Annotated in this window: 23 protein-coding genes and 1 pseudogene; 10 read left to right on the top strand and 14 right to left on the bottom strand. The window is 66.4% G+C overall.

What is annotated here, in order from left to right; all coding sequences use genetic code 11:
• Window position 1 precedes the first annotated feature (1 nt).
• From E3O45_RS04095 to E3O45_RS04075, 5 genes are all read right to left on the bottom strand, one after another.
• Entirely contained in the window at window positions 2-808 is an 807-nt protein-coding gene (locus E3O45_RS04095; RefSeq protein WP_134441944.1) for an RNA methyltransferase, read from the bottom strand.
• 143 nt (window positions 809-951) lie between these two features.
• Entirely contained in the window at window positions 952-2,262 is a 1,311-nt protein-coding gene (locus E3O45_RS17905) for a DUF4397 domain-containing protein (protein ID WP_241985220.1), read from the bottom strand.
• A 109-nt stretch (window positions 2,263-2,371) separates the two neighbouring features.
• Complete coding sequence (locus E3O45_RS04085) at window positions 2,372-3,199, bottom strand: anti-sigma factor (protein WP_134441942.1); 828 nt, start codon at window positions 3,197-3,199, stop codon at window positions 2,372-2,374.
• Entirely contained in the window at window positions 3,186-3,740 is a 555-nt protein-coding gene (locus E3O45_RS04080) for an RNA polymerase sigma factor (protein ID WP_241978907.1), read from the bottom strand. Before E3O45_RS04080 ends, E3O45_RS04085 begins: the two co-directional genes overlap by 14 nt.
• Window positions 3,741-3,995: 255 nt before the next feature.
• Window positions 3,996-5,477 (bottom strand): NAD-dependent succinate-semialdehyde dehydrogenase, encoded by a 1,482-nt coding sequence (locus E3O45_RS04075; protein ID WP_134441938.1) that lies wholly within the window; start codon window positions 5,475-5,477, stop codon window positions 3,996-3,998.
• A 112-nt stretch (window positions 5,478-5,589) separates the two neighbouring features.
• Between E3O45_RS04075 and E3O45_RS04070 the strand changes: the two genes are divergently transcribed.
• The 7 genes from E3O45_RS04070 (at window position 5,590) to hpaD (ending at window position 13,759) form a co-directional block, all read left to right on the top strand.
• Window positions 5,590-6,315: an IclR family transcriptional regulator gene (locus tag E3O45_RS04070; RefSeq protein ID WP_241985219.1), complete on the top strand. Its 726-nt coding sequence runs from the start codon at window positions 5,590-5,592 to the stop codon at window positions 6,313-6,315.
• 156 nt (window positions 6,316-6,471) lie between these two features.
• A complete protein-coding gene (locus tag E3O45_RS04065) occupies window positions 6,472-7,818 on the top strand; it encodes an MFS transporter (protein WP_134441936.1) in 1,347 nt (448 codons plus the stop codon).
• A gap of 151 nt (window positions 7,819-7,969) precedes the next feature.
• Window positions 7,970-9,430, top strand: a complete 1,461-nt coding sequence (locus E3O45_RS04060; RefSeq protein WP_174843048.1) for a fumarylacetoacetate hydrolase family protein — start codon at window positions 7,970-7,972, stop codon at window positions 9,428-9,430.
• Entirely contained in the window at window positions 9,412-10,101 is a 690-nt protein-coding gene (locus tag E3O45_RS04055) for a GntR family transcriptional regulator (RefSeq protein ID WP_092448951.1), read from the top strand. The genes E3O45_RS04060 and E3O45_RS04055 overlap by 19 nt, the downstream gene beginning before the upstream one ends.
• Window positions 10,098-11,048 carry a 4-hydroxy-tetrahydrodipicolinate synthase gene (gene dapA, locus E3O45_RS04050; protein WP_134441935.1) on the top strand — a complete coding sequence of 317 codons (951 nt, stop codon included), beginning with the start codon at window positions 10,098-10,100 and terminating at the stop codon, window positions 11,046-11,048. The genes E3O45_RS04055 and dapA overlap by 4 nt, the downstream gene beginning before the upstream one ends.
• On the top strand, window positions 11,048-12,541 hold the full coding sequence (hpaE, locus tag E3O45_RS04045) for a 5-carboxymethyl-2-hydroxymuconate semialdehyde dehydrogenase (RefSeq protein WP_134441933.1): 1,494 nt from the start codon (window positions 11,048-11,050) through the stop codon (window positions 12,539-12,541). Before dapA ends, hpaE begins: the two co-directional genes overlap by 1 nt.
• Before the next feature lie 156 nt (window positions 12,542-12,697).
• On the top strand, window positions 12,698-13,759 hold the full coding sequence (gene hpaD / locus E3O45_RS04040; protein WP_134441931.1) for a 3,4-dihydroxyphenylacetate 2,3-dioxygenase: 1,062 nt from the start codon (window positions 12,698-12,700) through the stop codon (window positions 13,757-13,759).
• Between the two features lie 432 nt (window positions 13,760-14,191).
• Here hpaD and E3O45_RS04035 read toward each other — a convergent pair whose 3' ends face one another.
• The 4 genes from E3O45_RS04035 to E3O45_RS04020 are packed head-to-tail and all read right to left on the bottom strand — an operon-like array spanning window position 14,192 to window position 18,040.
• Window positions 14,192-14,923 carry an alpha/beta fold hydrolase gene (locus tag E3O45_RS04035; protein WP_174843047.1) on the bottom strand — a complete coding sequence of 244 codons (732 nt, stop codon included), beginning with the start codon at window positions 14,921-14,923 and terminating at the stop codon, window positions 14,192-14,194.
• Window positions 14,920-15,510, bottom strand: a complete 591-nt coding sequence (locus E3O45_RS04030; protein WP_134441929.1) for an isochorismatase family protein — start codon at window positions 15,508-15,510, stop codon at window positions 14,920-14,922. Before E3O45_RS04030 ends, E3O45_RS04035 begins: the two co-directional genes overlap by 4 nt.
• Window positions 15,511-15,544: 34 nt before the next feature.
• Window positions 15,545-17,008, bottom strand: a complete 1,464-nt coding sequence (locus tag E3O45_RS04025; RefSeq protein ID WP_241985218.1) for a D-alanyl-D-alanine carboxypeptidase/D-alanyl-D-alanine-endopeptidase — start codon at window positions 17,006-17,008, stop codon at window positions 15,545-15,547.
• A gap of 45 nt (window positions 17,009-17,053) precedes the next feature.
• Window positions 17,054-18,040 (bottom strand): Gfo/Idh/MocA family protein, encoded by a 987-nt coding sequence (locus tag E3O45_RS04020; RefSeq protein WP_134441926.1) that lies wholly within the window; start codon window positions 18,038-18,040, stop codon window positions 17,054-17,056.
• A gap of 75 nt (window positions 18,041-18,115) precedes the next feature.
• On the opposite strand from E3O45_RS04020, the gene E3O45_RS04015 reads away from it, so the two are divergent.
• Window positions 18,116-18,385, top strand: coding sequence for a hypothetical protein (locus tag E3O45_RS04015; protein WP_134441924.1), 270 nt, complete (start codon window positions 18,116-18,118; stop codon window positions 18,383-18,385).
• Here E3O45_RS04015 and arsA read toward each other — a convergent pair.
• Window positions 18,382-20,136 (bottom strand): arsenical pump-driving ATPase, encoded by a 1,755-nt coding sequence (arsA, locus tag E3O45_RS04010; protein WP_134441922.1) that lies wholly within the window; start codon window positions 20,134-20,136, stop codon window positions 18,382-18,384. The genes E3O45_RS04015 and arsA overlap by 4 nt on opposite strands.
• Before the next feature lie 3 nt (window positions 20,137-20,139).
• A complete protein-coding gene (gene arsD / locus E3O45_RS04005) occupies window positions 20,140-20,529 on the bottom strand; it encodes an arsenite efflux transporter metallochaperone ArsD (protein WP_134441920.1) in 390 nt (129 codons plus the stop codon).
• A 90-nt stretch (window positions 20,530-20,619) separates the two neighbouring features.
• Between arsD and arsM the strand changes: the two genes are divergently transcribed.
• Window positions 20,620-21,372 carry an arsenite methyltransferase gene (gene arsM / locus E3O45_RS04000; protein ID WP_134441918.1) on the top strand — a complete coding sequence of 251 codons (753 nt, stop codon included), beginning with the start codon at window positions 20,620-20,622 and terminating at the stop codon, window positions 21,370-21,372.
• A gap of 3 nt (window positions 21,373-21,375) precedes the next feature.
• Here the strand turns inward: arsM and E3O45_RS03995 are convergent, their stop codons facing one another.
• The gene (locus E3O45_RS03995; RefSeq protein WP_134441978.1) at window positions 21,376-21,738 is read right to left on the bottom strand and encodes a MerR family transcriptional regulator; all 363 of its coding nucleotides are present in this window, start codon (window positions 21,736-21,738) and stop codon (window positions 21,376-21,378) included.
• 242 nt (window positions 21,739-21,980) lie between these two features.
• Between E3O45_RS03995 and E3O45_RS03990 the strand changes: the two genes are divergently transcribed.
• A complete protein-coding gene (locus E3O45_RS03990) occupies window positions 21,981-23,501 on the top strand; it encodes a SulP family inorganic anion transporter (protein ID WP_134441916.1) in 1,521 nt (506 codons plus the stop codon).
• A gap of 21 nt (window positions 23,502-23,522) precedes the next feature.
• Here E3O45_RS03990 and E3O45_RS03985 read toward each other — a convergent pair whose 3' ends face one another.
• Together E3O45_RS03985 and E3O45_RS18340 are read right to left on the bottom strand one after the other, a co-directional pair.
• The gene (locus E3O45_RS03985; protein ID WP_241985217.1) at window positions 23,523-24,032 is read right to left on the bottom strand and encodes an N-acetyltransferase; all 510 of its coding nucleotides are present in this window, start codon (window positions 24,030-24,032) and stop codon (window positions 23,523-23,525) included.
• A 576-nt stretch (window positions 24,033-24,608) separates the two neighbouring features.
• Window positions 24,609-24,845, bottom strand: a pseudogene (locus tag E3O45_RS18340) (helix-turn-helix domain-containing protein); the annotation flags it as partial.
• Window positions 24,846-25,122 lie beyond the last annotated feature (277 nt).

Here is a 25,122-nt window from a genome sequence, read left to right as displayed (position 1 = left end):
GTTACCCGGACAGCGCCCACATCGCGACGGCACTCGCGGCGGCGACGTTGAGGGAGTCGATGCCGTGCTTCATCGGAATCTGCACGACGGTGTCCGAGGCGGCGAGTGCCTCGGGGGTGAGTCCCTCGCCCTCGGCGCCGAGCAACAGGGCCAGACGTTCGTGAGCGGTACCGTCAAAATCGCGCAGGCTGACTGCATCCGGCGTCAGCGCCAGGGCCGCCACATGAAAGCCATGCCGGGTGAGTAGGGCGCGGGTCTCGGTCCAGTCGCCGGCGCGGGTCCACGGCACCTGCAGCACCGTGCCCATCGAGACCCGGATGGCGCGACGGTAGAACGGGTCGGAACAGCGCGGCGTGACCAGAATGGCATCCGCTCCGATGGCACCGGCCGAGCGAAAGATGGCGCCGACGTTGGTCGGGTCGGCCACGTTTTCAAGGATGACGATGCGACGCGCATCGGCCAGCAGGCTGTCGGCGCTCGGCAGTTCGGGTCGGTGCATCGCGGCGATCAAGCCACGGTGCAGAATGTAGCCGGTGAGGTCGGCGAGCATTTCGCCGGGGCCGACAAAGACGGGCACCTCGGCCGCGTAGTCGCCGAGCACCGCGAGCGCCTCATCGGCTGTGTTGCCGAGCGCGAGCACGGAGCGTGGAATGTGCCCGGCGCGCAGGGCCCGCTCCAAAACCAGGGCTGATTCGGCGATGTACAACCCGTGTTCGGTGCCGCGGGCCTTCTTGAGGGCCACGTCGGTGAGGTGGGCATAGTCGACCAGTCGCGGGTCGCTCAGGTCGTCGATCGCGATCAGGGGCATCCGCAAAGTCTAGCCAGCGGCGCGGTACACACGGCTCGAGCGGCATAACTCCTGCAATTTCACGGACCCGGCCGCGCGGGCCCCGGAAATCCGGGGCCCACGCCGGGTCGACGCTCAGATTGCAGGAGTTATGCCGGACGAAGCTACTTCGTGGACACCGTCTGCACAGCCAGGGCGAGCGTGCCGTCGGCGAGGCTGCCCCAGGCGTAGACGATGGTGTTCGTGCTCGCGGCAATGGCCACGTCGGCCGGCCCAATGAGTGCCGCGGTGGTTCCGGCAGCCGCAACCGCGGCCGAGATGGTGCCGACCGGCAGCACCAGCACGGACTCGTTCGGGTTGGTCAGGCCGGTGATGGCCGGAGCACCGTTCGCGAGTACGTCCACCGCGGGAGCAGCGGCGACGTGACGCACGGTCAGGCGGCCTTGGCCGGCGCCGGTCGCGGAGGTATCGTTGGCGAACAAGGCCGCGGTCGGAACTCCGGCCTCGGTCAGGTGGGCGACAGCCGTGTAGTTGACGCCCGCGGCAACCGCGAGGTTGACCGGGCCGATCACGGGAGCGCTCGCGTCAACGGCATCTGCTGCGGTGATGGCGAGGGTGTAACTGCCGGCCGGAAGGCGGAACGTCTTCGTGAGGGTGCCGGGTTCGAAGTCGTCAATGACCTTGCGGTTGTCGACGTACACGTCGACCACGACGCCCGGAATGGCGTGCAGCACCGAAACGGATGCCGGCGCTGCGGCCCGCGTGCGCACCGTCTGCACGTAGAGGGCCAGGTTGCCGTCGGCGAGACTGCCCCAGGCGTAGACGATGGTGTTGGTGCGCGGGGCGATCGTGACTTCCGCCGGGCCGAGCAGCGGCGCGGTCGTTCCGGCGGCGGCCACGACGGCGCTGATCGTGCCGACCGGCAGATCGAGCACGGCCTGCGACGGATTGGTCAGGCCGGCGACGGCAACGGCGCCGTTGGCGAGAACGTCAACGGCCGGAGCGGCCGCAACGTGGCGCACGGTGAGGCGGCCCTGTCCGGCGGCCAGCAGCTTGGTGTCATCGTTGTACAGGGTGGCGGTGGGAAGGCCGGCATCCGTGAGGTGGGCAACCGCCGTAAAACTGCGATTGGCCGTGACCGTGACTGTCGTCGAGCCGCTCACGGCGATCGACGGAAGCGGCGAGCCGTTGGCGCTGCCGCCGACTTCGAGGGAATCTGCCGCGGAGATTCCGACGGTGTGGGTGCCGGCCGTGAGCTTCAGCGGGCCGAGCAGGGTTCCAGGCATGAAATCGGCGACGACGACGCGACCGTCGACCGAGATGTCGAGGGTCAGTCCGGGAATGGCGTGCAGCACCGACACGGATGCCATACCCGGTGAAGCGGATGCCGCGGGAACGGCCGCCTGCGCCGGCGCGAGCCCGGCGAGTGCGACGAGAAGGCCGGCGGAAATTCCGACGGCGATGGACTTGCGCATTGCTACCTCCAGGTTGGTCGTTACGGAAGGCGGCTGTGCCTCCCTGGTAACAACTTCTCCGGTCGGGCGCGTTTCGGATGCACCACGGCGACTTATTTGGAGAAACGACTCAGAGCGCGTGTAATTCGCCGCGCACGATTGAGTCGCCGGAGTGTGCCGGGTCGCCGTCGGCGGGTTCGGCGGACACGTCCACCAGTGGGTATTGGGCGAGGTCGACGCTCGCGGGGATAGTGAAACGACCGGTGGCACCGTCGAGGAATCCGATGCTGACCAGGCCGGACGCATCCGCTTTGAGCAGCCAGACCTCGCGCAGGCCGGTGCCCGGCGGATTCGGCGCGTCGAGGTCGACGACGACCGAGCGGCGGCCGTCGGCGGTTTGCTCGACCCGGACCGACCCGCTCGCGGCCCATCCCGGCAGGGCGTCGAGGGCGCCTTCGGCTACGACTCGCTCGGGTGGCGGGCCGGCGGTGCTCGCCACGCCGATGGCGATGCCGCCGATCAAGCCGATCAGGCCGGCGGCTGCCGCGAACGGGACCCAGCGGCGGCGGGACAGCAGGCGCACGGGTGCTGGTTCGACCGACACTTCGGCCGTCGGTCCGGCCGCCGCCGGGTCGGCGACCGGCGAAGCAGGTGCCTGGGGCGGGGCCGCAGCATCCGTCGCGGCAGCGGTTTTCGTGAAGGGGGGTGGTGTGTGCACCGCGTTGCTCAGCCCGAGTTCGACCTGGATGCCTGCCCAGACGCCCGCAGGCGGGGTGAGCAGCGAATCGTCCCCGACTGCACGACCGAGTTGCACGACCTGCCGCAGGGCGAGGTATTCCCCGGGGCACTCGGCGCAGGCGGCGAGGTGGGCCCGTTCCGCCGCGCTCGCGTCGACCTCGGCCAGCGCGAGCAGGTGCAGGTCGTCCGCGGCGATGTGGGTGCCATCAAGAGGAGTCATCGGACACCTCCAACCGGGTGCGGAGGCGGGTCAGGCTGCGCCGCATGTGGCTCTTGACCGTGCCGAGCGGCAGCCCCAGGCTGTCGGCGATCTGCACCTGGGTGAGATCGTCGAAGAAGGCGAGGCGCATCACCTGCCGGGGCACGGGTTCGAGCCGGTCGATTTCGTCGCCGACCAGCACCCGGTTGACGACACTCAAACTGTCATCGACGCGGTGTGCCGGGATGGTCGCGGCGAGTGAGTCTTCGAGCCGCCGCTGGCGACTGCGTGCCTCGTGGGTGTCGGCAATCACGTGCCTCGTAATGCCGATCAGCCACGCCGGAAGCCGGGAACGGGCCGGGTCGAACCTACCGCGCCCCCGCCAGGCGGCAATGAATACCTTCTGGGTGACGTCTTCGGCGTCGGACGCATTGGCGAGGGAGCGCACGGCGATCGTAAATACCAACGGTGACCAGCGGTCATACGCCGCGGCCAGGGCGCGCTCATCACCGTCCTGAAAGGCGCGGTCGAGGGACGCGTCATCGTCGGTAGGTGCGCTCACGTGAGGGTGGGTCCTTCGGGCCGAAACACGTACCGGGCAGGGGTTCGGCGATCGCACTGTGAGAGTGACAACCTCCGCGCGCACCAGCATAGTGAGTTTCCTTCAACTCGGTTGCAGTTCCCCCCGCCGGCAGAAGGGGCCACAGCAGCAAACCCGACGTCGCGTGCTGTGGCCCTCCCCGGGGCAGGAAACCACTTACTTCTCTATTTCTCTCCTCGAGGGCGAAACGGATGCACCCTGCGGCAATTTGCCGCTTTAGGGCGTCGGCGTGAGTGTGTACTTCGTCGACAGGTACTCGTGAATGCCCTCGAGCCCGCCCTCGCGACCGAGGCCGGACTGCTTGACGCCGCCGAACGGTGCGGCCGCGTTGGAGACAACGCCGGTATTCAGGCCCATCATGCCGGTCTGCAGCTTGTCGATCATGCGCTGGCCTCGGGCCAGATCGGTCGTGAAGACGTAGCTGATCAGGCCGAACTCGGTGTCGTTGGCGAGGCGCACGGCATCCGCTTCGTCGGTGAAGGTGCTGATCGCGAGCACCGGGCCGAAGATTTCGTCGCGCAGAATGTCGCTGCCCGGCTTGACGTCGGTGAGCACGGTGGGTGCGTAGAAGGTGCCCTCGCGCTCGATCGCGGCGCCGCCGGTGAGCAGGGTCGCGCCGCGGGTGAGCGCATCTTGTACGAGCGAGTCAGCCTTGGCGACGGCCTTGCCGTCTATCAGCGGGCCGATGGTGATGCCGGCCTCTGTGCCGCGGCCGATCTGGAACGCTTCGACCCGCTCGGTGACCCGGCGGGCGAATTCGGCAGCGATCGACTCGTGCACAATGAAGCGGTTGGCGGCGGTGCAGGCCTGCCCGATATTGCGGAACTTGGCGATGAGCGCGCCGTCGACAGCCTTGTCGAGGTCGGCGTCGGCGAACACGACGAACGGGGCGTTGCCACCGAGTTCCATCGAGGTGCGCAGCACGTTTTCGGCGGAGAGCTTGATGAGCGACTTGCCGACCGCGGTCGAGCCGGTGAAGCTGAGTTTGCGGAGGCGGGGGTCGGCGATAATCGGCTCGGAGACCGCGCCGGACTGCGACGTCGTGATGACGTTGACGACGCCGGCGGGCAGGCCGGCCTCTTCGAGCAGAGCCACGAAGTGCAGTGTGGTCAGCGGGGTGAGCGCGGCCGGCTTGACGACGACGGTGCAGCCCGCGGCGAGCGCCGGGGCGATCTTGCGGGTCGCCATGGCGAGCGGAAAGTTCCACGGGGTGATCAGAAAGCAGGGTCCGACCGGCTGCTGGGTAACGATCATGCGACCGGTGCCCTCGGGGTTGGCACCGTAGCGGCCGCTGATGCGCACGGCTTCTTCGCTGAACCAACGCAGGAATTCGCCGCCGTAGGCGACTTCGCCGAGCGCCTCGGGCAGCGGCTTGCCCATTTCGATGGTCATCAACAGGGCAAACTCCTGCTTGCGTTCCTGCAGCAGATCGAATGCGCGGCGCAGAATTTCGCCCCGCACGCGAGCCGGGGTCGCCGCCCAGTCGGCCTGGGCAGCATCGGCCGCATCGAGGGCGGCGGTGCCGTCGGCCACGCTCGCGTCGGCGATGGTCTTGATGACGCGGCCTGTGGCCGGGTCTGTGACATCGAGGGTGCGGCCGCCGGTGGCGGCGACCCACTTGCCGTTGATGTAGAGCTGGTTCGGCACGCGGGCGAGCAGCTCGGCTTCGTTCGTGTTCGTGTCTGTAACAACCGTCATTGGTTCTCCCCTACTTTGCCTGCCCGTCGATCTGACGGTATTAGCCTAGCTGCGCCCGCCGACAGGGCGGCTGGCCAACCGAGAGGACCTGGCCGAGTGCGAGAATACCAGCGTGTCGATTCCAGAATTCGCGGACCCCAAGGCTGCACCCGCCCACTCGCAAACCCTGTCGCGCGGCATCCGCATGCTGGAGATTCTCGCCGACACCGACAAAGCCATGACGATCGTCGAACTCGCCGCCGCCCTCGACGTGCACCGCTCGATCGCCTATCGCATTCTGCGCACCCTGGAAGATCACGGTCTCGTTGTTCGCGACCCGGCGGGACTGGTACGACTCGGCGCGCGACTGGCTGCCCTGGCGCGCGGGGTGTCCCGCGATCTGCAGGCCACTGCCCGGCCTGTGCTCACCCGCATCGCCAACGAGCTCGGCATGACCGCCTTCGTCGCGGTACTCGACCAGGGCGAGATCTTCACGCTCGTGAGTATCGAGCCGCGGCAGGCCCACGCGACGGTCGCACAGCAGCCTGGCACGCGGCATCCGCTGCACATGGGTGCACCGGGAATCGCGATCCAGTCAGGCCTGAGCGGGGCGCAATGGGCCGCGCTCGGCCACCCGGAAACCCGCCGCAGCGAGGCCGGGGAGGTCGTTGCTCTCGGCTACGCCTCGAGCCACAACGAGGTCATTCCGGGCCTGTCGTCGATTGCCGTTCCGTTGCTCGTGCCCGGGGAATCACCCGCCTCCCTCGCCGTCGTGTACATCTCGAGCCTGCATTCCCCCACCGACATCGGTGCTGCGCTCACCGCGGCCGCCCGCACGATCGTCGCAGAGCTCAGCTAGTCACCCCCGCGACCGGAAAAACAACAATACTGACCAAAGGGTAGGTAATCGTAAAAAATCCTGCCATACTGCCGCAGTGCCGGTTTTCTCCGCACGATCCACAGACTTTGCAGCACCACCCGCCCAGCACCGCAGTGAGATACGAGGGAGTATTCCATGGCTATTACGACCGAGCGCACGCCAACGGCCAGCGCCAAACGCAGTGAGGAACGGCGGGTTCTCGCCGGAACCATGGTGGGTACCACCATCGAGTGGTACGACTTCTTCATCTACGCCCAGGCCGCCGGACTCGTGCTTGCCGGCCTGTTCTTCGCCCCGCTCGCCGGCGAGAACGCTCCGCTGGCCCAGCTGATCGCCTGGGCCTCGCTCGGCATCAGCTTTCTGTTTCGCCCGCTCGGCGCTATCGTCGCCGGACACCTCGGGGACCGCCTGGGCCGCAAGGCGATGCTGGTCTTCACGCTCGTCATGATGGGCGCCGCCACAGCGCTCATCGGTCTACTGCCCACCTTTGACCAGATCGGCGTTTGGGCACCGATCCTGTTGATCGTGCTGCGCATCCTGCAGGGTTTCTCGGCCGGCGGCGAATGGGGCGGCGCTGCGCTGATGAGCGTCGAGCACGCACCGATCAACAAGCGCGGCTTCTTCGGCGCCTACCCGCAGATCGGCGTTCCGGTCGGCCTCATTCTCGCCACCGGAGTCATGATCGCCGTGACCACCTCAATGAGCCCGGAGGACTTCCTCGCCTGGGGCTGGCGCATCCCGTTCCTGGTCTCCGTGCTGCTCATCGTCGTCGGCTGGGTCATCCGCCGCGCGGTCGCCGAGAGCCCCGTCTTCAAGGAGATGCAGACGCGCAAGAGGGAATCTGCGGCACCGCTCAAGCAGCTGTTCAAGAACCACCCGCGCCAGGTCATCCTCACCGCACTCATCTTCATCGCCAATAACGCGGCCGGCTACATGCTCATCGCCTTCTTCAACTCCTACGCCACCAAGCCCGTCGAGGCCGGCGGACTCGGCATGGAGCGCACCCCGGTGCTCATCGCGAGCACCGTCGCCGCGTTCTTCTGGCTGGCATCGACGATGATGGGCGGCATCCTCTCCGACAAAATCGGTCGCGTGCGCACGTTCCAGCTCGGCTACGCCTTCCTGTTCCTCTGGGCCATCCCGATGTTCCTGCTGATCGACACCGGCGACATCGTCTGGTTCTCGACGGCCCTCATCGTGCTGGCGGCCGGGCTCGGCTTCTCCTACGGCCCGCAGGCCGCGCTCTACGCCGAGATGTTCCCGGCCCAGGTGCGCTACTCGGGCGTGTCCATCGGCTACGCCCTCGGCGCTATTCTCGGTGGCGCCTTCGCCCCGCTCATCGCCCAGCTGCTGCTCGATGAGACCGGATCCACCACCTCAATCGGCATCTACCTCATGGGCCTCGCCGCGATTTCCTTCGTCGCGGTCACCCTCGTGAAGGAGACCCGCGGAATTCCGCTCGGCATCAGCACCCACGAGTAGGCAGTTCAGTTTCAGGCCGTGCCGCCTGGGTTTCGACCCGGGCGGCACGGTTTTTCTCTGCCCATCTCAGGCAAAACGAACCCTCGACATCCGCTCGCGGATCGTATATGGTTTCATATATAACCATCTGCAACGACGCGATTGGACGCTTATGACTCCCGAACCCCTGCCCGAACTGGGCCGGCCCGGCAAAGTGATCGCCGTGCACATCAACTACCCGTCCCGGGCCGCCCAGCGTGGGCGCACCCCCGAGCAGCCGTCCTACTTTCTCAAGCCCTCGACCAGCGTCGCGGCCAGCGGCGACACCATCGTTCGTCCCAGCGGATGCGAACTTCTCGCCTTCGAAGGCGAAATCGCGCTGGTCATCGGTCGCCGGCTGCGCGGCGTCAGTGTCGAGGAGGGTTGGGCCGGCGTCGCCGGGGTCACTGCCGCGAACGACTTCGGCGTCTACGACCTCCGTTACGCCGACAAGGGCTCCAACCTCAAGTCCAAGGGCGGAGACGGCTTCACCCCGCTCGGCCCGCGAGTCCTGGCCGCCGAGACCGTCGACCCGGCCAACCTGCGCATCCGCACCTGGGTCAACTCCGAGCTCGTGCAGAGTGATACCACCGCTGACCTGCTCTTTGACTTTGGCCGCCTCGTCGCCGACCTCTCCCAGCTGATGACGCTCGAGCGCGGCGATGTCATTCTCACCGGAACCCCGGCCGGCGCCTCCGTCGTCGGGCCGGGCGACACTGTCGAGGTCGAGGTTGACGCCCCGACCATGCCCGGCGCGCCGAGCACCGGCCGCCTGATCACCCCGGTCGCCGAGGGCACCCAGAAGTTCGGCACGTTCGGCTCCGGCCCGAAGGTGGACGACCTGCAACGGGCCGAAGCCTGGGGCTCGGCCGAAGAGGCCGGCCTCGAACCGGCGTTCGTGCTCACCGATGAGCTGAAGGCCCGCATCAACAGCGTCGGCACCGCCACCCTGAGCGCCCAGCTGCGCAAACGCGGCCTGAACAACGTGTCGATCGACGGCCTGCACTCGACCCGCCCGAGCGCCCGGCTGGTCGGCCGGGCTCGCACCCTGCGCTTCATTCCCAATCGCGAAGACCTCTTCGATGCCCACGGCGGCGGCCACAACGCCCAGAAGCGCGCCTTCGACGGCCTCGGCGTCGACGACGTGCTCGTGATCGAAGCCCGCGGAGAAACCGGCACCGGCACCGTCGGCGATATCCTCGCCCTGCGCGCCCAGGTGCGCGGCGCCGCCGGCATCGTCACCGACGGCGGCGTGCGCGACCTCGCCGCGGTCAGCGCCCTCGATATGCCCACCTATCACCACGGCGGCCACCCGGCCGTGCTCGGCCGGCGCCACGTTCCGTGGGACTTAGGCCTCACGATCGCCTGTGGCGGGGCATCCGTCCAGCCCGGCGACGTGATCGTCGGCGACGCCGACGGGCTACTCGTCATTCCGCCACACCTCATCGAGCAGCTCGTCACCGACAGCATCGAGCAGGAACGCGAAGAAACCTTCATCGCCGAGATGGTCGGCGCAGGCTTCAGCGTCGACGGCCTCTACCCGATGAACCCCGCCTGGAAAGAGAGGTACCGCGCATGGCTCGCCAGTCGATAGTGGATGCCGCCCCGCCGACCATCGGCAAGGCCCAGTTCGCCTACGACTGGCTGAAAACCCGCATCAACGATGGCACCTTCGGCCCCGGTTTTCGACTGGTCCTCGACCAGATCGCCCGGGATACGTCGATGAGTCCCGTTCCCGTGCGGGAAGCCATCCGCCGCCTCGAAGCCGAGGGTCTGGTGACCTTCGCCCGCAACGTCGGGGCGCAGGTGGCGATGCTCGACCCCACCGAGTACCAGCACACCATGCAGACCCTCGGCCTGGTCGAGGGCGCGGCGACCGCGCTGTCGGCGCCGACGCTGAGCCCGGCAGCGATAGCGCGCGCCCGGCAGATCAACGCGCAGATGCGCGACACGCTGCGCCACTTCGACCCGACCAGATTCACGTCGCTCAACCGTGACTTTCACTCCGAGCTGTACAGCACCTGCCCCAACCCGCACATTCTCGACCTCGTTCACCGCGGCTGGAACCGGTTGTCGGTGCTGCGCGAATCCACCTTCGGCTTCGTGCCGGGGCGCGCGGCCGAATCGGTCGCGGAGCACGACCATATTCTCGACCTGATTGAGCAGCACGCCTCGGCTGCAGAAATCGAACACGCGGCCCGCGACCACCGGCTGGCCACCCTGAACGCGTTTCTTTCATCTCGCAATAAGGAAGGCATTTCATGAAGTTCCGCAGCAACCCGAGCCAGATTCGCGGATCCATCGCCGCGCTGATGACCCCGTTTACCGAAGGCGGCGCCGTCGACCATGCGGGCCTGACCAACCTGGTCAACTGGCAGATCGCCTCCGGCTCGCACGGCATCTCGATCGGCGGCTCGACCGGCGAGCCCAGCTCGCAGACCATCGCCGAACGCGCCGCCGCCATTCGCACCGTTGCGACCGCCATCAACGAGCGCGTGCATTTCATGGCCGGAACCGGTTCCACCAAGCTCGACGAGACCCTCGAACTGACCGCGGCCGGCCGCGACGCCGGCATCGACGCCGCGCTCATCATCACGCCGTACTACGCCCGCCCCACCCAGGAGGCGCTCTACGTCTGGTACAAAACCGTCTGTGAAGAGTTCCCGGATCTGCCGATCGTGGCCTACAACGTGCCGAGCCGGACCGCCGTCGACATCGCGCCCGACACCGTGTACCGCCTCTACCGCGATTTCGACAACTTCGTCGGCGTGAAGGAAACCACGAAGGACTTCGAGCACTTCTCCCGCGTGCTGCACCTCTGCGGCCCGGACCTGCTGGTCTGGAGCGGCCTCGAGCTGCTCTGCCTGCCGCTCATGGCCCTCGGCGGCGCCGGCTTCGTCAGCGCCACGAGCAATATCGCGCCTGCCGCCGTCGCGCAGATGTTCGAGGCCTGGGAACAAGGCGATTTCGCCACCGCCCGCAAGATTCACTATGGCCTGCACCCGCTCGTCGACCTGCTATTCGTGGAGACCAACCCGGCACCGGGCAAGTGGGTCATGGCCCAGCGCGGCCTGATCGAGAGCGGCTTTGTGCGTCCGCCGCTGATCGAACCGACCCCCGGAGGCCTCGCCAAGATGCGCATTTTGATGGATGCCGGCTCCGAGTACCTGACATCGACCGCCGGCTTCACCCTGACCGGGGCCTCCAAATAATGACTCATTACGTGCCCGCGGACCTGCCCACCAGCATCCGTCATTTCATCGGTGGAGAATTTGTCGACAGTGTCGGTGGGGAGACATTCGATGTGCTCGATCCGGTGTCGAACCAGACCTACGCCACCGCAGCCGCCGGCCAGCAGGCCGACATCGACCTGGCCGTCGCCGCCGCGAAAGAAGCATTCGACCACGGACCCTGGCCGCGCCTGCTGCCCCGCGCCCGGGCCCGGGTGCTGCACCGCATCGCCGATGCCGTCGAGGCCCAGGACGCCCGGCTCGCCGAGCTCGAAACCTTCGACACCGGACTGCCGATCACGCAGGCGCTCGGCCAGGCGCAGCGCGCGGCCGAGAATTTTCGCTTCTTCGCCGATCTGATCGTGGCGCAGGCGGACGACACCTACAAGGTGCCCGGCAAGCAAATCAACTACGTCAATCGCAAGCCGGTCGGGGTAGCCGGACTGATCACCCCGTGGAACACCCCGTTCATGCTCGAGAGCTGGAAGCTCGCGCCCGCGCTGGCCTCGGGCTGCACCGTCGTGTTGAAGCCGGCCGAATTCACGCCGTTGTCGGCGAGCCTGTGGGCGGAGATCTTCGCCGCCGCGGGGGTGCCCGACGGCGTGTTCAACCTGGTCAACGGTATCGGTGAGGAGGCCGGCGATGCGCTGGTCAAGCATCCGGATGTGCCGCTCATCTCGTTCACCGGCGAGACCACGACCGGCCAGACCATTTACCGCAACTGCGCCGCCAACCTCAAGGGCATGTCGATGGAGCTCGGCGGCAAGTCGCCCGCCGTGGTCTTCGCCGACGCCGACCTCGACGCCGCGATCGACTCGACCCTGTTCGGCGTATTCTCGCTCAACGGCGAGCGCTGCACGGCATCGAGCCGCATCCTGGTCGAGCGCTCGGTCTACGACGACTTCTGCGCCCGCTACGCCGCCCGCGCCGCGAGCATCGTGGTCGGCGACCCACACGATCCGAAGACCGAGGTCGGCGCGCTCGTGCACCCCGAGCACTACGCGAAGGTCATGAGCTACGTCGAAATCGGCAAGTCCGAGGGGCGTCTGCTTGCCGGCGGCGGCCGCCCATCCGGCCTGCCGGAGGGTAACTACGTCTCCCCCACCGTCTTCGCCGACGTCGCCCCGACCGCCCGCATCTTTCAGGAGGAGATCTTCGGCCCGGTCGTGGCCATCACCCCCTTCGAAACGGATGCCGAAGCGCTCGCGTTGGCCAACGGGGTCAAGTACGGGCTGGCCGCCTACATCTGGACCACCGACCTGACCCGCGCCCACAACTTCGCCCAGTCCGTCGATGCCGGCATGGTCTGGCTGAACTCGCATAACGTGCGAGACCTGCGCACCCCGTTCGGTGGCGTCAAAGCGTCCGGCCTCGGCCACGAGGGCGGCTACCGGTCGATCGACTTCTACACCGACTCCCAGGCCGTGCACATCACCCTCGCCCCCGTGCACACCCCCCGCTTCGGAGCCCACTAGCTCGCCCCTTCGGGGACGGGGCCTGGGCCCCGTCCCCGGGCCCCGTTTAGAAACTGGGCCCAGGTTCATAAGGTGGGCCCAGCCGCACCGCCCACCGACTCTTGCGGCCTCGAGAACCAGCCGTACGCATCCGCTTGACTCAATGAGGAGAACCCCATGACCATCCCCACCGCCACCCCGCCCGACATCCTGCGCTGCGCCTACATGGACATCGTCGTGACCGACCTGGCGAAGTCGCGCGAGTTCTACGTCGACATTCTCGGCCTCGTCGTCACCGAGGAGAGCGACACCGAGATCTACCTGCGCAGCTTCGAGGAATTCATTCACCACAACCTCGTGCTGCGTCAGGGGCCGATTGCTGCCGTCGCCGCGATGGCTTTTCGGGTGCGCAGCCCCGAAGACGTCGACCTCGCCGAGGCCTGGTATCAGGAGCTCGGCTGCCGCACCGAACGTCGCACCGAGGGCTTCGTGAAGGGCATCGGCGACAGCGTGCGCGTCGAAGATCCACTGGGCTTCCCGTACGAATTCTTCTACGCCACCACCCACGTTGAACGCCTCGCCTGGCGCTACGACCTGCAGGGCCCGGGCGCGCTCGTGCGGCTCGACCACTTCAACCAGGTCACCCCCGATGTCGGCCGTGGTCGCAAATACCTCGAGGACCTGGGCTTTCGCGTTACCGAGGATATTCAGGACTCCGACGGCGTCACCTACGCGGCCTGGATGCGGCGCAAAGACACCGTGCACGACACCGCCCTCACCGGCGGCAATGGCCCGCGCATGCACCACATCGCGTTCTCGACCCACGAGAAGCACAACATCATTTACATCTGCGACAAGCTCGGCGCGCTACGCAAGAGCGACCTGATCGAGCGGGGGCCTGGCCGCCACGGCGTCTCGAACGCGTTCTACCTCTACCTGCGCGACCCCGACGGGCACCGCGTCGAGATCTACACACAGGACTATTACACCGGCGACCCCGACAACCCCGTCGTCACCTGGGACGTGCATGACAACCAGCGCCGCGACTGGTGGGGCAACCCCGTCGTACCCAGCTGGTACACCGACGCCTCACTCGTGCTCGACCTCGACGGCAACCCGCAGCCGGTGATCGAGCGCACCGAGCCTCGCGAAATGGCCGTAACCGTCGGCGCTGACGGCTTCTCCTACACCCGCAAGGACGACGCCCTGGCTGGCTTCAAGCTCGGCACGACCCTCTGATTCCGACCGGGCCCGGGCCCGGAAAGCGGGCCCATGATTGATCATGGGCCCGCTTCCTTAAGGTGGGCCCGGGCCGCCCAGATGGCCCGGGCCCGCACGGTGGCGGATTCAGGATGGAGGTCGAGGCCGGGACGACACCGCCGCGTGTTTTCACGGGGTGGGCGCACGCATCCGTTCTCGTTACCTGAATTCGCCACCGACCGGTGAGGAAACCGACACCGGAATGGGTCCCCGCCGACAACGAGGGCCCAGTCTGACTGGTGCTCTAGAACGGATACGGTGCAATCTCAGCGCGCACCGTGAGCCACTGAGTCTCGGTGAACGCTTCGATGTTGGCCTGGGCACCGCCGAAACGAGAACCCGTGCCCGAAGACCCCACACCGCCGAACGGGGCATTGGCCTCGTTCGGCAACGGTCTACGCAGGTCGCGGCTCAGGCCAGAAAATCCAGCGCGGCCTGCTTGAACGCACGCGCACTCAGCGCGTTCAGGTGGGTGCGACCGGGCAGCTCGAGGTACTCCGCGCCGCGTTCGGCAGCGAGAGCTGCCACCCCGGCCGGAATCGAGTCGGCACCGCCGACCACAAACAGCTGCGGGATGCCCGCGGGCACGTCGAGCGTGCAGCCCGCGACCCCCTGCACGCACGCCAACAGCGCCTGGCGGTCGGCACCGGCGGCGATGGAGGGGCCGAGCACGGCGGCAATTGTGGGGTCGGAGGGCAGATCACCGGACACCACGAACCGCTGAACCTCGCCCGGGTCCCAGGTCTCGAACAGCTCGACCGGACCGGCCCCGCCGAGCACGAGCCGCCGTACCCGTTCGGGCGCCAGTCGAGCCAGGGCTGCCACGACCCGCGACCCCATGGAGTAGCCGATCACGTCGACCCGTTCCAGTTCGAGGGTGTCCAGCACGGCCACGAGGTCGGCGGCCAGCTGGCGCGGAGCGTAGTCGGCCGCCCGATGCGGCTTGTCACTCTGGCCGTGGCCACGCAGGTCGGGCGTGATCGCGCCGCGCCCAACCTCGGCGAATGCCCGCACCCAGCCGGATCCGGCCCAGGTCACCGCGGCGGTCGACGCGAAACCGTGCACGAACAGCACCGGTCGCTCCCCCGGCGTGGCCTCGAAGGCGATGCGTATCCCGTCGAGACGCCGAGCGAACCGGGTCATTCGACGGCGTCGCTCGCGGCGAACACCGCGCCGGCGTGCGCCATCTCGGCGAGGGCGGTCTCGGTCGATTGCGCGGCGACTCCGGCGACCAGATCGGTCAGTACCCGCACGTGCTGGCCGTGCTCGAGCGCGTCGAGGGTGGAAGCGCGCACGCAGTAATCGGTGGCGAGACCGACCACGTCGATCTCGGTCACCCCGTGCTCGGTCAGCAGCGACCCCACGGTCTGTCCGGCCTCGGTGGTGCCCTCGAAGATGGAGTACGCGGGCTTGCCCTGGCCCTTACGAATGTGAAAGGTCACGGCATCCGTTGTGAGAGCCTGGTGATATTCGGCGCCCGCGGTGCCGGCCACGCAGTGCACCGGCCAGGTCGTGACGTAATCGGGTGCCGTGTCGCGGGCAAAATGGCCGCCGTTGTCATTGCCGATATCGTGCCAGTCGCGCGACGCGAAGACGTATTTATAGGCGAGCGGATGCTGCGCGAGCAGCGCGCTCACGCCCGCCGCGACGGCCGCCCCGCCGTCAACGCCCAGGGCACCGCCCTCGGTGAAATCATTCTGAACGTCGATGATGAACAGGGCGCGGGTCACGGTGGCTCCTTTGGGACAGTCAGTTGTTACATGGTCAGTTGTTCGACAGATTATCGCCACAGTGGAAGAAACCGGTGGTCAGCGTGTCGATGGCGATTTTCGCGTTCGAACTGACGTTGCCGATCGCGTAGATGGCGAAGGTGAGCGGGGTACCGTCGGCGGCGTGGATGATGCCGGAGAGCGTGTAGCCGGTATCGATCCAGCCGGTTTTGGCAAAGACCGCGCCGTCGGCGGCGGAATTCGCACCGGCGAAACGGTCAGGGTAGGAGAGCGATCCGCGCGGCCCACCGGCGATCGGCAGGCCATCGAACAGCACGCCGAGGTTGCCCTCGCGGGCGTTGACCTTGACGAACAGGGCGGTCAGGTAGGCCGGCGACACGGCGTTGTGTGGGCTGAGGCCCGAGCCGTCCTTGATGATCATGCCGGTGGTGTCGATGCCGTAGGCGGCGAGGCCGCCGACGATGCCCTGCTGCAGGGCTGAGAAGGAGTTGCCGGCACCGTTTTCGATCGCCACGAGGCGGGCGAGCATCTCGGCCAGGGTGTTGTCGCTCACGATCAGGGACTGCTGAATCAGGGTCGACACCGGCGCGGACTGCACGGCCCCCAGTTGGGCTGCACCGGCCGGGGCGGTGGCCTGGCTGATTTCGAGGCCACCGCCGAGAGCGTCAGCGAAGGCCTGGCCGGCGCGAGCGATCGGGTCTTCGCTGCGGGCGGACGTGCTGCGAGTGGGTTCGTTCCGGTCGCCGTCGACCATCAGCGCCGTAATTTCGGGCATGTAGCCAAGGCCGAGTTCGGTTCGGGCCCAGCCTTCGTTCCAGTCCGGGCCCGAGAAATAGGAGGAATCGAGCACGAGTGAAGTTATCGGCGGGTTGGCCGGGTCGGCAGCCCAGGAAACCATGGTCTGGGTGGCAAGGTCGTCGAGGTGCGCGGCGCCCGTGTAGAACGGTTCCTGGCCGGTCGGCAGCCGCGACAGGGTGAGGTCTCCCCCGCCAACGAGCACGACCTGGCCGGGTTCGGCGCCCTTCACGACGCGGGTCGTGGCCCGGTAGTCGCTGCCGAGAACGTTGAGGGCCGCGGCCGAGGTGAGCACCTTCATGACGCTGGCCGTACGCGAGGAGGTCGTGCCGCCCCGATCGAACAGCACCTCGCCGGTGTTGGCGTTGACCACCTGCGCCTGAAAATCGGCGAGTCTCGTGTCGGCGGCGAGCCCGGTGACCGAGCAGGTGCGCAGTCGGCTGGCCGCAGTCGCCTCGGCGGGCACCGGCCGTGCCGGGTCGACGGTCGGCGTGGGACTCGGTGTCGCCGTGGGTGTTCCTACAACGGATGCCACCACCGGATCATTCGCGCCGGTCTGCGTTCCCGCGAACACGGCGCCACTGCCGAGCAGCACGAAGACGAGGGTGCCGGCGGCGATCAGCCAGGCGCGGCGGTGATCGGCGCTGCCAGCAGCGATCCCGCCACGCGGGGCCTCAACCGCGGGGGACGCGGGTGTCTGCACTGGTTCTTCCACCTCCGTATGGTAACCGACCCGCCTCCAGGCCAGCTATTCGCCCGGGTAGCGCAGCCCGATCTGGGCCCGAACCGCGTCAAGGGTCGTCATCACGGCGACCGATTCTTCGGCCGGCATGATGTCGCTCGAGATTTTGCCGGCCCGAATCAGCTCCTCAACCTCGACCGCTTCGAACTGCATACCGCGGCCGGTGAACTCAGCCGTGGCGAAGGCCTCGAGCACGGTGCCCCCGTGGTCGAGCACTCGAAAACTGGTCGGCGCGTACCAAACGCCATCGATGTCGATGCGCCCGTGCGTGCCGATGATCGACGCCGTGGTCGGGCCGAGGGTGTCGCTGGACGAAAATGTCGTGGCAATCTGGCCACCGGGGTAGCGAAAAATCGTCGCGACCTGAGCATCCGCTCCGGTGGCTTTGAATGAGGCGCTCGCCAAAATCGTATCGGGCGACCCGAATACGGCGTGCGCGAAGTTCACCGGATACACCCCGAGATCGAGCAGCGCGCCACCGCCGAGCTCGAGCGAGTTCAGGCGGTGCGCCGGGTCGTCGGGCAGGTCCTGGGTGTGGTCGGCGATCAGGCTGCGCACCTCGCCGAGCGTGCCGGCGGCGAGGATCTCGCGGATGCGCACCAGGTGCGGCAGAAATCGGGTCCACAGGGCCTCCATCACGAGCAGATTCTTGCTCGCGGCGAGGTTGACGATCTGCCGCGCCTGGCCGGCGTTGAGCGCGATCGGTTTCTCGATCAACACGTGCTTGCCGGCGTTCAACGCGAGGGCCGCGTGCTCGGCGTGAAACGGATGCGGCGTCGACACGTAGATGACGTCGACTTCGGGGTCATTGACGAGTTCGGCATAGCTGGCATGCGCAGTAGGGATGCCGAATTCGACAGCAAACGCATCTGCCGAGGCATGACTGCGCGACCCGACGGCCTGCACCTTGTGGCCGTTCTGCACCAGATCGCTCGTGAACGCGTGGGCGATGCCACCGGTGGCCAGGATTCCCCAGCGAATCGATTCCGTCATGCCTGCAGTTTATCCAGGGCCACCGACACGCGCCGACACGCGCCGACTCGGCAACATATAGGTCAAACTAGACCAATGATCACCCTGCAGCAGGATGCCGATGGTTTCGTCCGCATGAACCGGCACTTTCCCGACAACTCGCTCATCAGCATCAGCTTTACCGAGGGGGCTGCGGAGGAATTCACCGGCGCACAGCTCAACGCCATCTTCGACGATGCCCTGGCCGAGTTTCGCGGGCAGAACCGTCTCGAGGGGGCGAAGGGCTTCTCGCGCGCGCCCGCGAAAACCGTGCATCCAACCAAGAACATCACCTTCGTGAAGGTGCACCCCGGAATGGCCCGCTAAGAGACGGCCGCCAACGCGGCGAGCGCCGCAAGCCGATCGACCCCGATCGGTTCGTCGGCCAGCAGCGGCACGATCGCGACCCGGTCGGCGCGGGCGACCACGATATCTATCTGAGTGGCCTCGCTGGCGGCGCGCGCCTGTAAAAAGGGCGTCTCGGGGTGCGCTGCCGCGATGGAATTGTTGACCACCCAGCCCCAGGGCTGAATTCCGGCGCGCTGCAGATCCTGCTGCAGTCCCTCCGCTTCGAGCACCGGCGTGGTCTCGGCGAGCGTCACCAGCAACACCTTGGTCAGGGCCGGATCCTGCAGCCGCATCAATGGCGTCACGAACGCCATTCCGTCCCCCATCTGGCGCGCGATTTCGCGATGGTACGACCCGGTGGCATCCAGCAGCAACAGGGTGTGGCCGGTCGGCGCGGTGTCGACGACGACGAATTCGTGCCGTGATTCGTGCACGGCCTGGGAGAATTGCCGAAACACCGCGACCTCGTCGGTGCACGGGGAGAGCAGGTCCTCGGCCAGGGCTGCCCGGCCATCGGCGTCGAGATTCTTGCCCTTGGTCGCCATCACGTGCTCGCGATAATCGCGAATCGCCTCGTCGGGGTCGATGCGAGAGACGCGCAGCCCCGGCAGGCTCCCGTGCAGGGTCTCGACCAGATGAGCTGCCGGGTCGGTCGTGGTCAGGTGAACGGCGTGACCGCGCTCGGCCAGAGCCACGGCCAGAGCCGCAGCGATCGTGGTCTTGCCCACGCCGCCCTTGCCCATGCAGAGGATCAGCCCGTGCCCGGTCTGCTCCAGCTCGTCGACGAACTGGCCGAGTGCGGCGTCCGGAACGTCGACCACAGCGTGCGATTGCCCGGGGCCGTCGCTGTCGGTGCGAAACAGGGTGCGCAGCGCGTCGATGCCCATCATGTTGCCGGCCTTGAGCTCCAGAATGTCCCGCGGCAGTGCAGCGATGGCCGCCGGAATATCCGTCAGCGCCGCCGATTCGCGATTGCGCACCGCTACGGCGATCGGCTCGGTTCCCGCGCTCGCTGGCAGCACTCCATTAATGACAACGTAGCCGCCGCAAATTCCGATCTGCGCCAACTCACCGTGCGTGCGCTCGATCTCCGTCAAAGCGGATGCCTGCGCTCGCGCCACGAGCACCAGCCGCGTTCGCTCGGGGTCGGCCAGCGCGGCCACGGCCGCGGCGTACACCGCTTTGTGCTTGTCGAGCCCGGACAGCGGTCCGAGACAGGACGGATCGCCCTTGCCGGCGTCGAGAAACTCGGTCCAGGAACCGGGAAGCTGCAGAAGCCTAATGGTGTGCCCGGTCGGCGCGGTATCGAACACGATGTGGTCGTACATCGTGAGCAGACCGTCATCGGTGAGCAGGTTCGTGAACTCGTCGAACGAGGCGACCTCGGTCGTGCACGATCCGGACAGGCCCTCGGCGATGCTCGCGAGCTCGCGCTCCGGCAGGAGCCCCCGAACCGGGGCGATAATGCGTTCGCGATAGGCATCCGCTGCCTGCTCCGGGTCGATTTCGAGTGCGCTCAGGCCGGCAATGGCGCCAATCGGAGTGACCGTATTGCCGATCGTGAGCCCGAACACCTGCCCGATATTGGAGGCCGGATCGGTGCTCACCAGCAGCACCCGGCGACCCCGTTCGGCCAGTTCGATGGCCGAAGCGCAGGCAACGGATGTCTTCCCCACGCCGCCCTTACCGGTGAAAAAGAGAAACCGAGGCGGGTCTGCCAGGAACTTCATCTGTTAGCAGCAGCCGGTGGCGTCGCCGGAGCATCCGCTTGCCGATTTCTCGGTCAGGCCGAGCTGGGGCCGGTCGGTCGGCGCTACAGCAGCGAGGCCGGCGAAGGCGAGCAGCTGGGATTTCGATGGGTAGGCGCCGGTCGCCACGGTGACGCCGTCGACGACGGTGAGCGGCAGGCCGGTAGAACCGACGACGTGCATGAAGGCGCGCACGGTCTCATCCGTGGTGAAGGCGAGGGGATCGGTGGCCAGGTTATGGCGCTGAATGTCGGCGCCAAGTTCCTGCAGGCTGCGCACGGTGGCGGTCACCTCGACCAGGGACTGATCGACGTCGACACCACAGACTCCGGTGTCGCAGCACAAGGCCGGTTCGTAGATTCGGATGGCATTCATGTCGATCTCCCTAGTAACGTCTGCAGCTATATCGATAAGTATCAATGTAGCAGTAGGCTGGTGCCGCGAACTACAGGAAAGGATCAACTTATGAACAAGACATCTGAGATCACGGAGCGCGTGCGCGAGCGCTACGCCGCCGCCGCCCTCCAACTGACCGACGTCTCGAGCACGTCGTGCTGTGCCCCCACCGATCTGACGAAAGGCGACGTGTTCGGATCCACCCTGTATACCGCCAAAGAAGGTTCGGAGATTCCCGAGGAAGCCTTTCTGGCCAGTCTCGGCTGCGGCAATCCAACCGCGGTCGCCGACCTCCGCCCTGGAGAAATCGTGCTCGACCTCGGCTCCGGTGGCGGCATCGACGTGCTGCTCTCCGCGCGCCGCGTCGGGCCGACCGGGTTCGCCTACGGACTCGACATGACCGATGAAATGCTCGCACTCGCCCGCGCCAACGCTGCCAAAGCCGAGGCCACCAATGTGGAGTTCATCAAGGGCCAGATCGAGGCCATCCCGCTGGCCAATGACACCATCGACGTCATCATCTCCAACTGCGTCATCAATCTCTCGGCCGACAAGAACGCGGTCATCGCCGAGATGTTCCGAGTGCTCAAGCCCGGCGGGCGCCTCGGAATCTCCGACGTCGTCGCCGAAAACCAGCTGAGCGCAGAGGACCGCATCCGCCGAGGCAGCTACACCGGCTGCATTGCCGGAGCCCTGTCGCACCAGGAGTACCTCGACGCCCTGCACCAGGCGGGGTTCGCCGACCCGAGCGTTCTCTACACCCACGAGGTCGCCCCCGAAATGCACGGGGCCATCGTGAAGGCGGTCAAACCGGCCCGGTAGCCCCTACTGGGCCCGCAGCAGCTCCAGAAACTCGTCGGCCATTCTCAGCTGATCCTGCAGTTTTTGCCGACGCTCGACCGCCTGGGCGATGAATGTCTCGAGCTCGGCGCGCACCTCCGGATCGTCAGATCCGGTCAGCCCACCCTGCAGCGTGTCGATGACCTTCAGCAGGGCCATCATCTCGTCGAGCGTGAAGCCGAGCGGTTTCATGCGGCGAATGAGCATCAGCCGGGTGAAGTCATCGGGCGAGTAGAGCCGAAAACCACCATCGGTGCGAGCGGATGCCTTCAGCAGGCCGACCTCGTCGTAGTGGCGGATCGTGCGCAGCGACAGCCCGGTCTTCTCGGCGAGTTCGCCGATGTGCATCGTGACCGCGGATCCAATCGCGCCTGACGTCACCGGATGCCTTCTTTCCCTGAAGTTTACAATCAACCCTTACGTTAGGGTAGTGTTGCAGAAGTCGGCTGACATTCATCTGTGAGCCCACTCTCCCACCATTGTCGTCGATGGCCTTGTCCTCGATGACCGGTGGAGGTGCGCACCGCGGCGCCCACCCAACTCTTCTGCATCCACTTCGGCCGCACCCCGGCCCAGCTTCTGGAGGCCTCATGGCCATTGTTCAAAAATCCGCTTCAGCCAATCGATACCAAGCTGCGCCCTCGGCACTCACCGCGCTCCGCACACCCCGCCTACTCACACGCGAGGTACTCGCCGGCCTGGTCGTGGCCATGGCCCTCATCCCTGAGGCGATCGCCTTCTCGATCATCGCCGGCGTCGACCCGCGCGTCGGCCTGTTCTCCTCGTTCGTCATGGCTGTGACCATCTCCTTCGTCGGTGGGCGCCCGGCCATGATCACCGCCGCGACCGGCGCCATCGCGCTCGTCATCGCACCGGTGGCGCGGGAATACGGCATGGACTATTTCATCGCCACGGTTATCCTTGCCGGGATCTTCCAAATCGTGCTGAGTATGATCGGCGTCGCCAAACTCATGCGGTTCATCCCGCGAAGCGTCATGGTCGGTTTCGTCAACGCCCTCGCCATCCTCATCTTCAGCGCCCAGCTCCCCCAGCTCCTTGGCGTGCCTTTCATGGTCTACCCGCTCGTCGCCGCCGGCCTGATCATCATGATCGTCATGCCGCGCATCACCAAGGTGATTCCGGCACCGCTCGTGGCCATCGTCGTACTCACCGTCGCGACCGTGGTGACCGCCATCGCGGTCCCCACCATCGGCGATCAGGGCGAACTGCCCAAGAGCCTGCCCGAGCTGTTCATTCCCAACATCCCGCTCAACTGGGACACGTTCACGATCATCGCCCCCTACGCCCTCGGCATGGCCCTGGTCGGAATTCTCGAGTCGCTCATGACCGCGAAGTTCGTCGACGAGATCACCGACACCCACTCCAACAAAACCCGCGAGACCTGGGGCCAGGGCGTCGCCAACGTCATGAGCGGCCTGTTCGGCGGCATGGGCGGCTGCGCCATGATCGGCCAGACCATGATCAACGTGAAGGCCTCCGGCGCTCGCACCCGCATCTCCACCTTCCTCGCCGGCGTCTTCCTGCTCGTTCTCGTGCTCGGCCTCGGCGATGTGCTCGCTGTCGTGCCCATGGCTGCCCTGGTCGCGGTGATGATCATCGTGTCCTATCTCACATTCGACTGGCACAGCATCCGCTTGTCTACTCTTAAGCGGATGCCGAAGAGCGAGACCACCGTCATGGTCGCCACGGTCGTCGTCATCGTTCTCACCCACAACCTCGCGATCGGCGTCGTCGTCGGTGTCATCGTCGCAATGGTCGCGTTCGCGCGTCGCGTCGCCCACCTCGCCAGGGTGGAGCGCACCGTCGAGCTCGACCAGCCCGTGCCGACCGCCTACTACACGGTGACCGGAGCGCTGTTCTTTGCCTCGAGCAACGACCTGATGACCCAGTTCGAGTACGCCGACGACCCCGACCGCATCGTCATCGACCTGTCGGCCTCACACATCTGGGACGCCTCGACCGTCGCCACCCTCGACGCAATCTCGTACAAGTATGAGCGGCAGGACAAGTACGTTGTGATTGAGGGGCTCAACGAGGCCAGCCACGAGCTGCACAGCCGCCTGGCCGGGAACCTCGGCGGCGGCCACTAAGTTGCGCTCTGCAAGCCTGACCTAAAGCGTCTTCACCATCTCTAGTTCCTTTTTAGTGGGGTCGAGGTTGTACTCGACCGTGTGGCCCGTGACCACAAACCCCCGCCGTTCATAGGCCGTGCGTGCGCGAATATTGTCTTCGTGCACGTGAAGGGTCAGCTGGGCGCTCTCCGTGCGCGCCCAGCTCTCCACGCTCATCAGCAGCGCATCGGTCAGCCCCACCGTGCTGCCGCGAAAATCCGGTGACACGTACACTCCCACGAGGATCGGACCAGTGTCTGGATCCGGCACGAAGCCGGCCATGGTCCCGATCCAGCGTCCAGACTCGGCGATCGCGGCGATCGCGATGCCGTTTTCACTGGCACCGCGCGCTCCGCGCATGCGCCACTCGGCCTCGTCATGGCCCAGCGCGGTCTCGAGCGTCTCGGTATAGGCGGTCGGGGTATCCCGAATCATCTCAAGACGCAGTTCACGGATCTCACGCCAGTCATCATCGACGGTCGATCGTATAAGGAATTCAAGTTCAGTCACGTCGTGAGCCTAGCGACATGAACGGACGTGGATTGCCCCCCCGTACGGCGGCAGATCGCGAAGGAACGATCCCAGCCGGATAGCGAATAAGTACGGTGTCCGATTGGGGGAACGGACAAAAAAGGATCGGAACCCGTGGGCCCCGATCCTTATGTTAAATGGAGCCGCCTGTCAGAATCGAACTGACGACCTTCTCATTACGAGTGACCGATGGGTGCCCGGAAACACGCCTCACGGCGTCAAAATCGTTGATTTTACGGGCTTTTTGGACTTCATGTGATCACCGAAAACAGGTTCGTTCCAGTTCAAATGTGGGCAAAATGTGGGCAAGAAAATGATCCGCTGACCGGGACGTGTGATGTATCAGGACATCCCTGACAATTCTGCATCAGGACATCTCTGACAGTTCATGTATCAGGACATCTCTGACTGTTATGGGAGGGTGCGCGGCCCGCGTGGGCCGCGGGGGCGGCCGCTGCCAACGTATTTGGTTCCCGGGAGGGGCCAGCGGTGTTCGATGAGCAGTGTGCCGTGGGAGTCGAAGACGAGGAGGCGATCGTCTTCTTCGACGAGGTAGGCCTCCAGAGCGATCGTGTCCGTGAGTTTCGACGGGCTCGCTTTCGGGCGTCTCGATCGCGGTTCCAACGCCGCCGCCGGCCCATCCGTTGCGGCACGTTTCCGGATCGCGTAAAACGTCTCCTGCGAGATGTGATGCTCGGCACAGAACGTGCTCACCGCACCACGCGGAGCATCGGGAGGCCAGTGGACGATGGCAAGACGGACACAAGGATCGACAGGTTCAATTCGGCTCATCCCTCAAACATCGACGGAGAACTGTCAGGACCCAACACCACAAAATGGTCAGAGATCTAGTGATTCAGAACTGTCACAGATGTCCTGACAGATAACACTGACGCCGAGTTGACGCACGCACCGCAGGCATTGCCCGGCACGCGCAACCAGGGCCAGGCCCGGGCAAGGTCAGTGGAGTGGCGCCCGAAGCGGTGATTCGGTCTCGGTCGGTGAAACATATCGGCCGGGAATCATCACGGCGGCAGAGCGAGTCACGTAGCCGTTCGTGCCCACGACT

The organism is Cryobacterium sp. TMS1-20-1 (assembly GCF_004402355.1).
GTDB lineage: Bacteria > Actinomycetota > Actinomycetes > Actinomycetales > Microbacteriaceae > Cryobacterium > Cryobacterium levicorallinum.
Note: the sequence above shows the minus strand (reverse complement) of the source record. Positions and strands in the feature narration are given on the sequence as shown.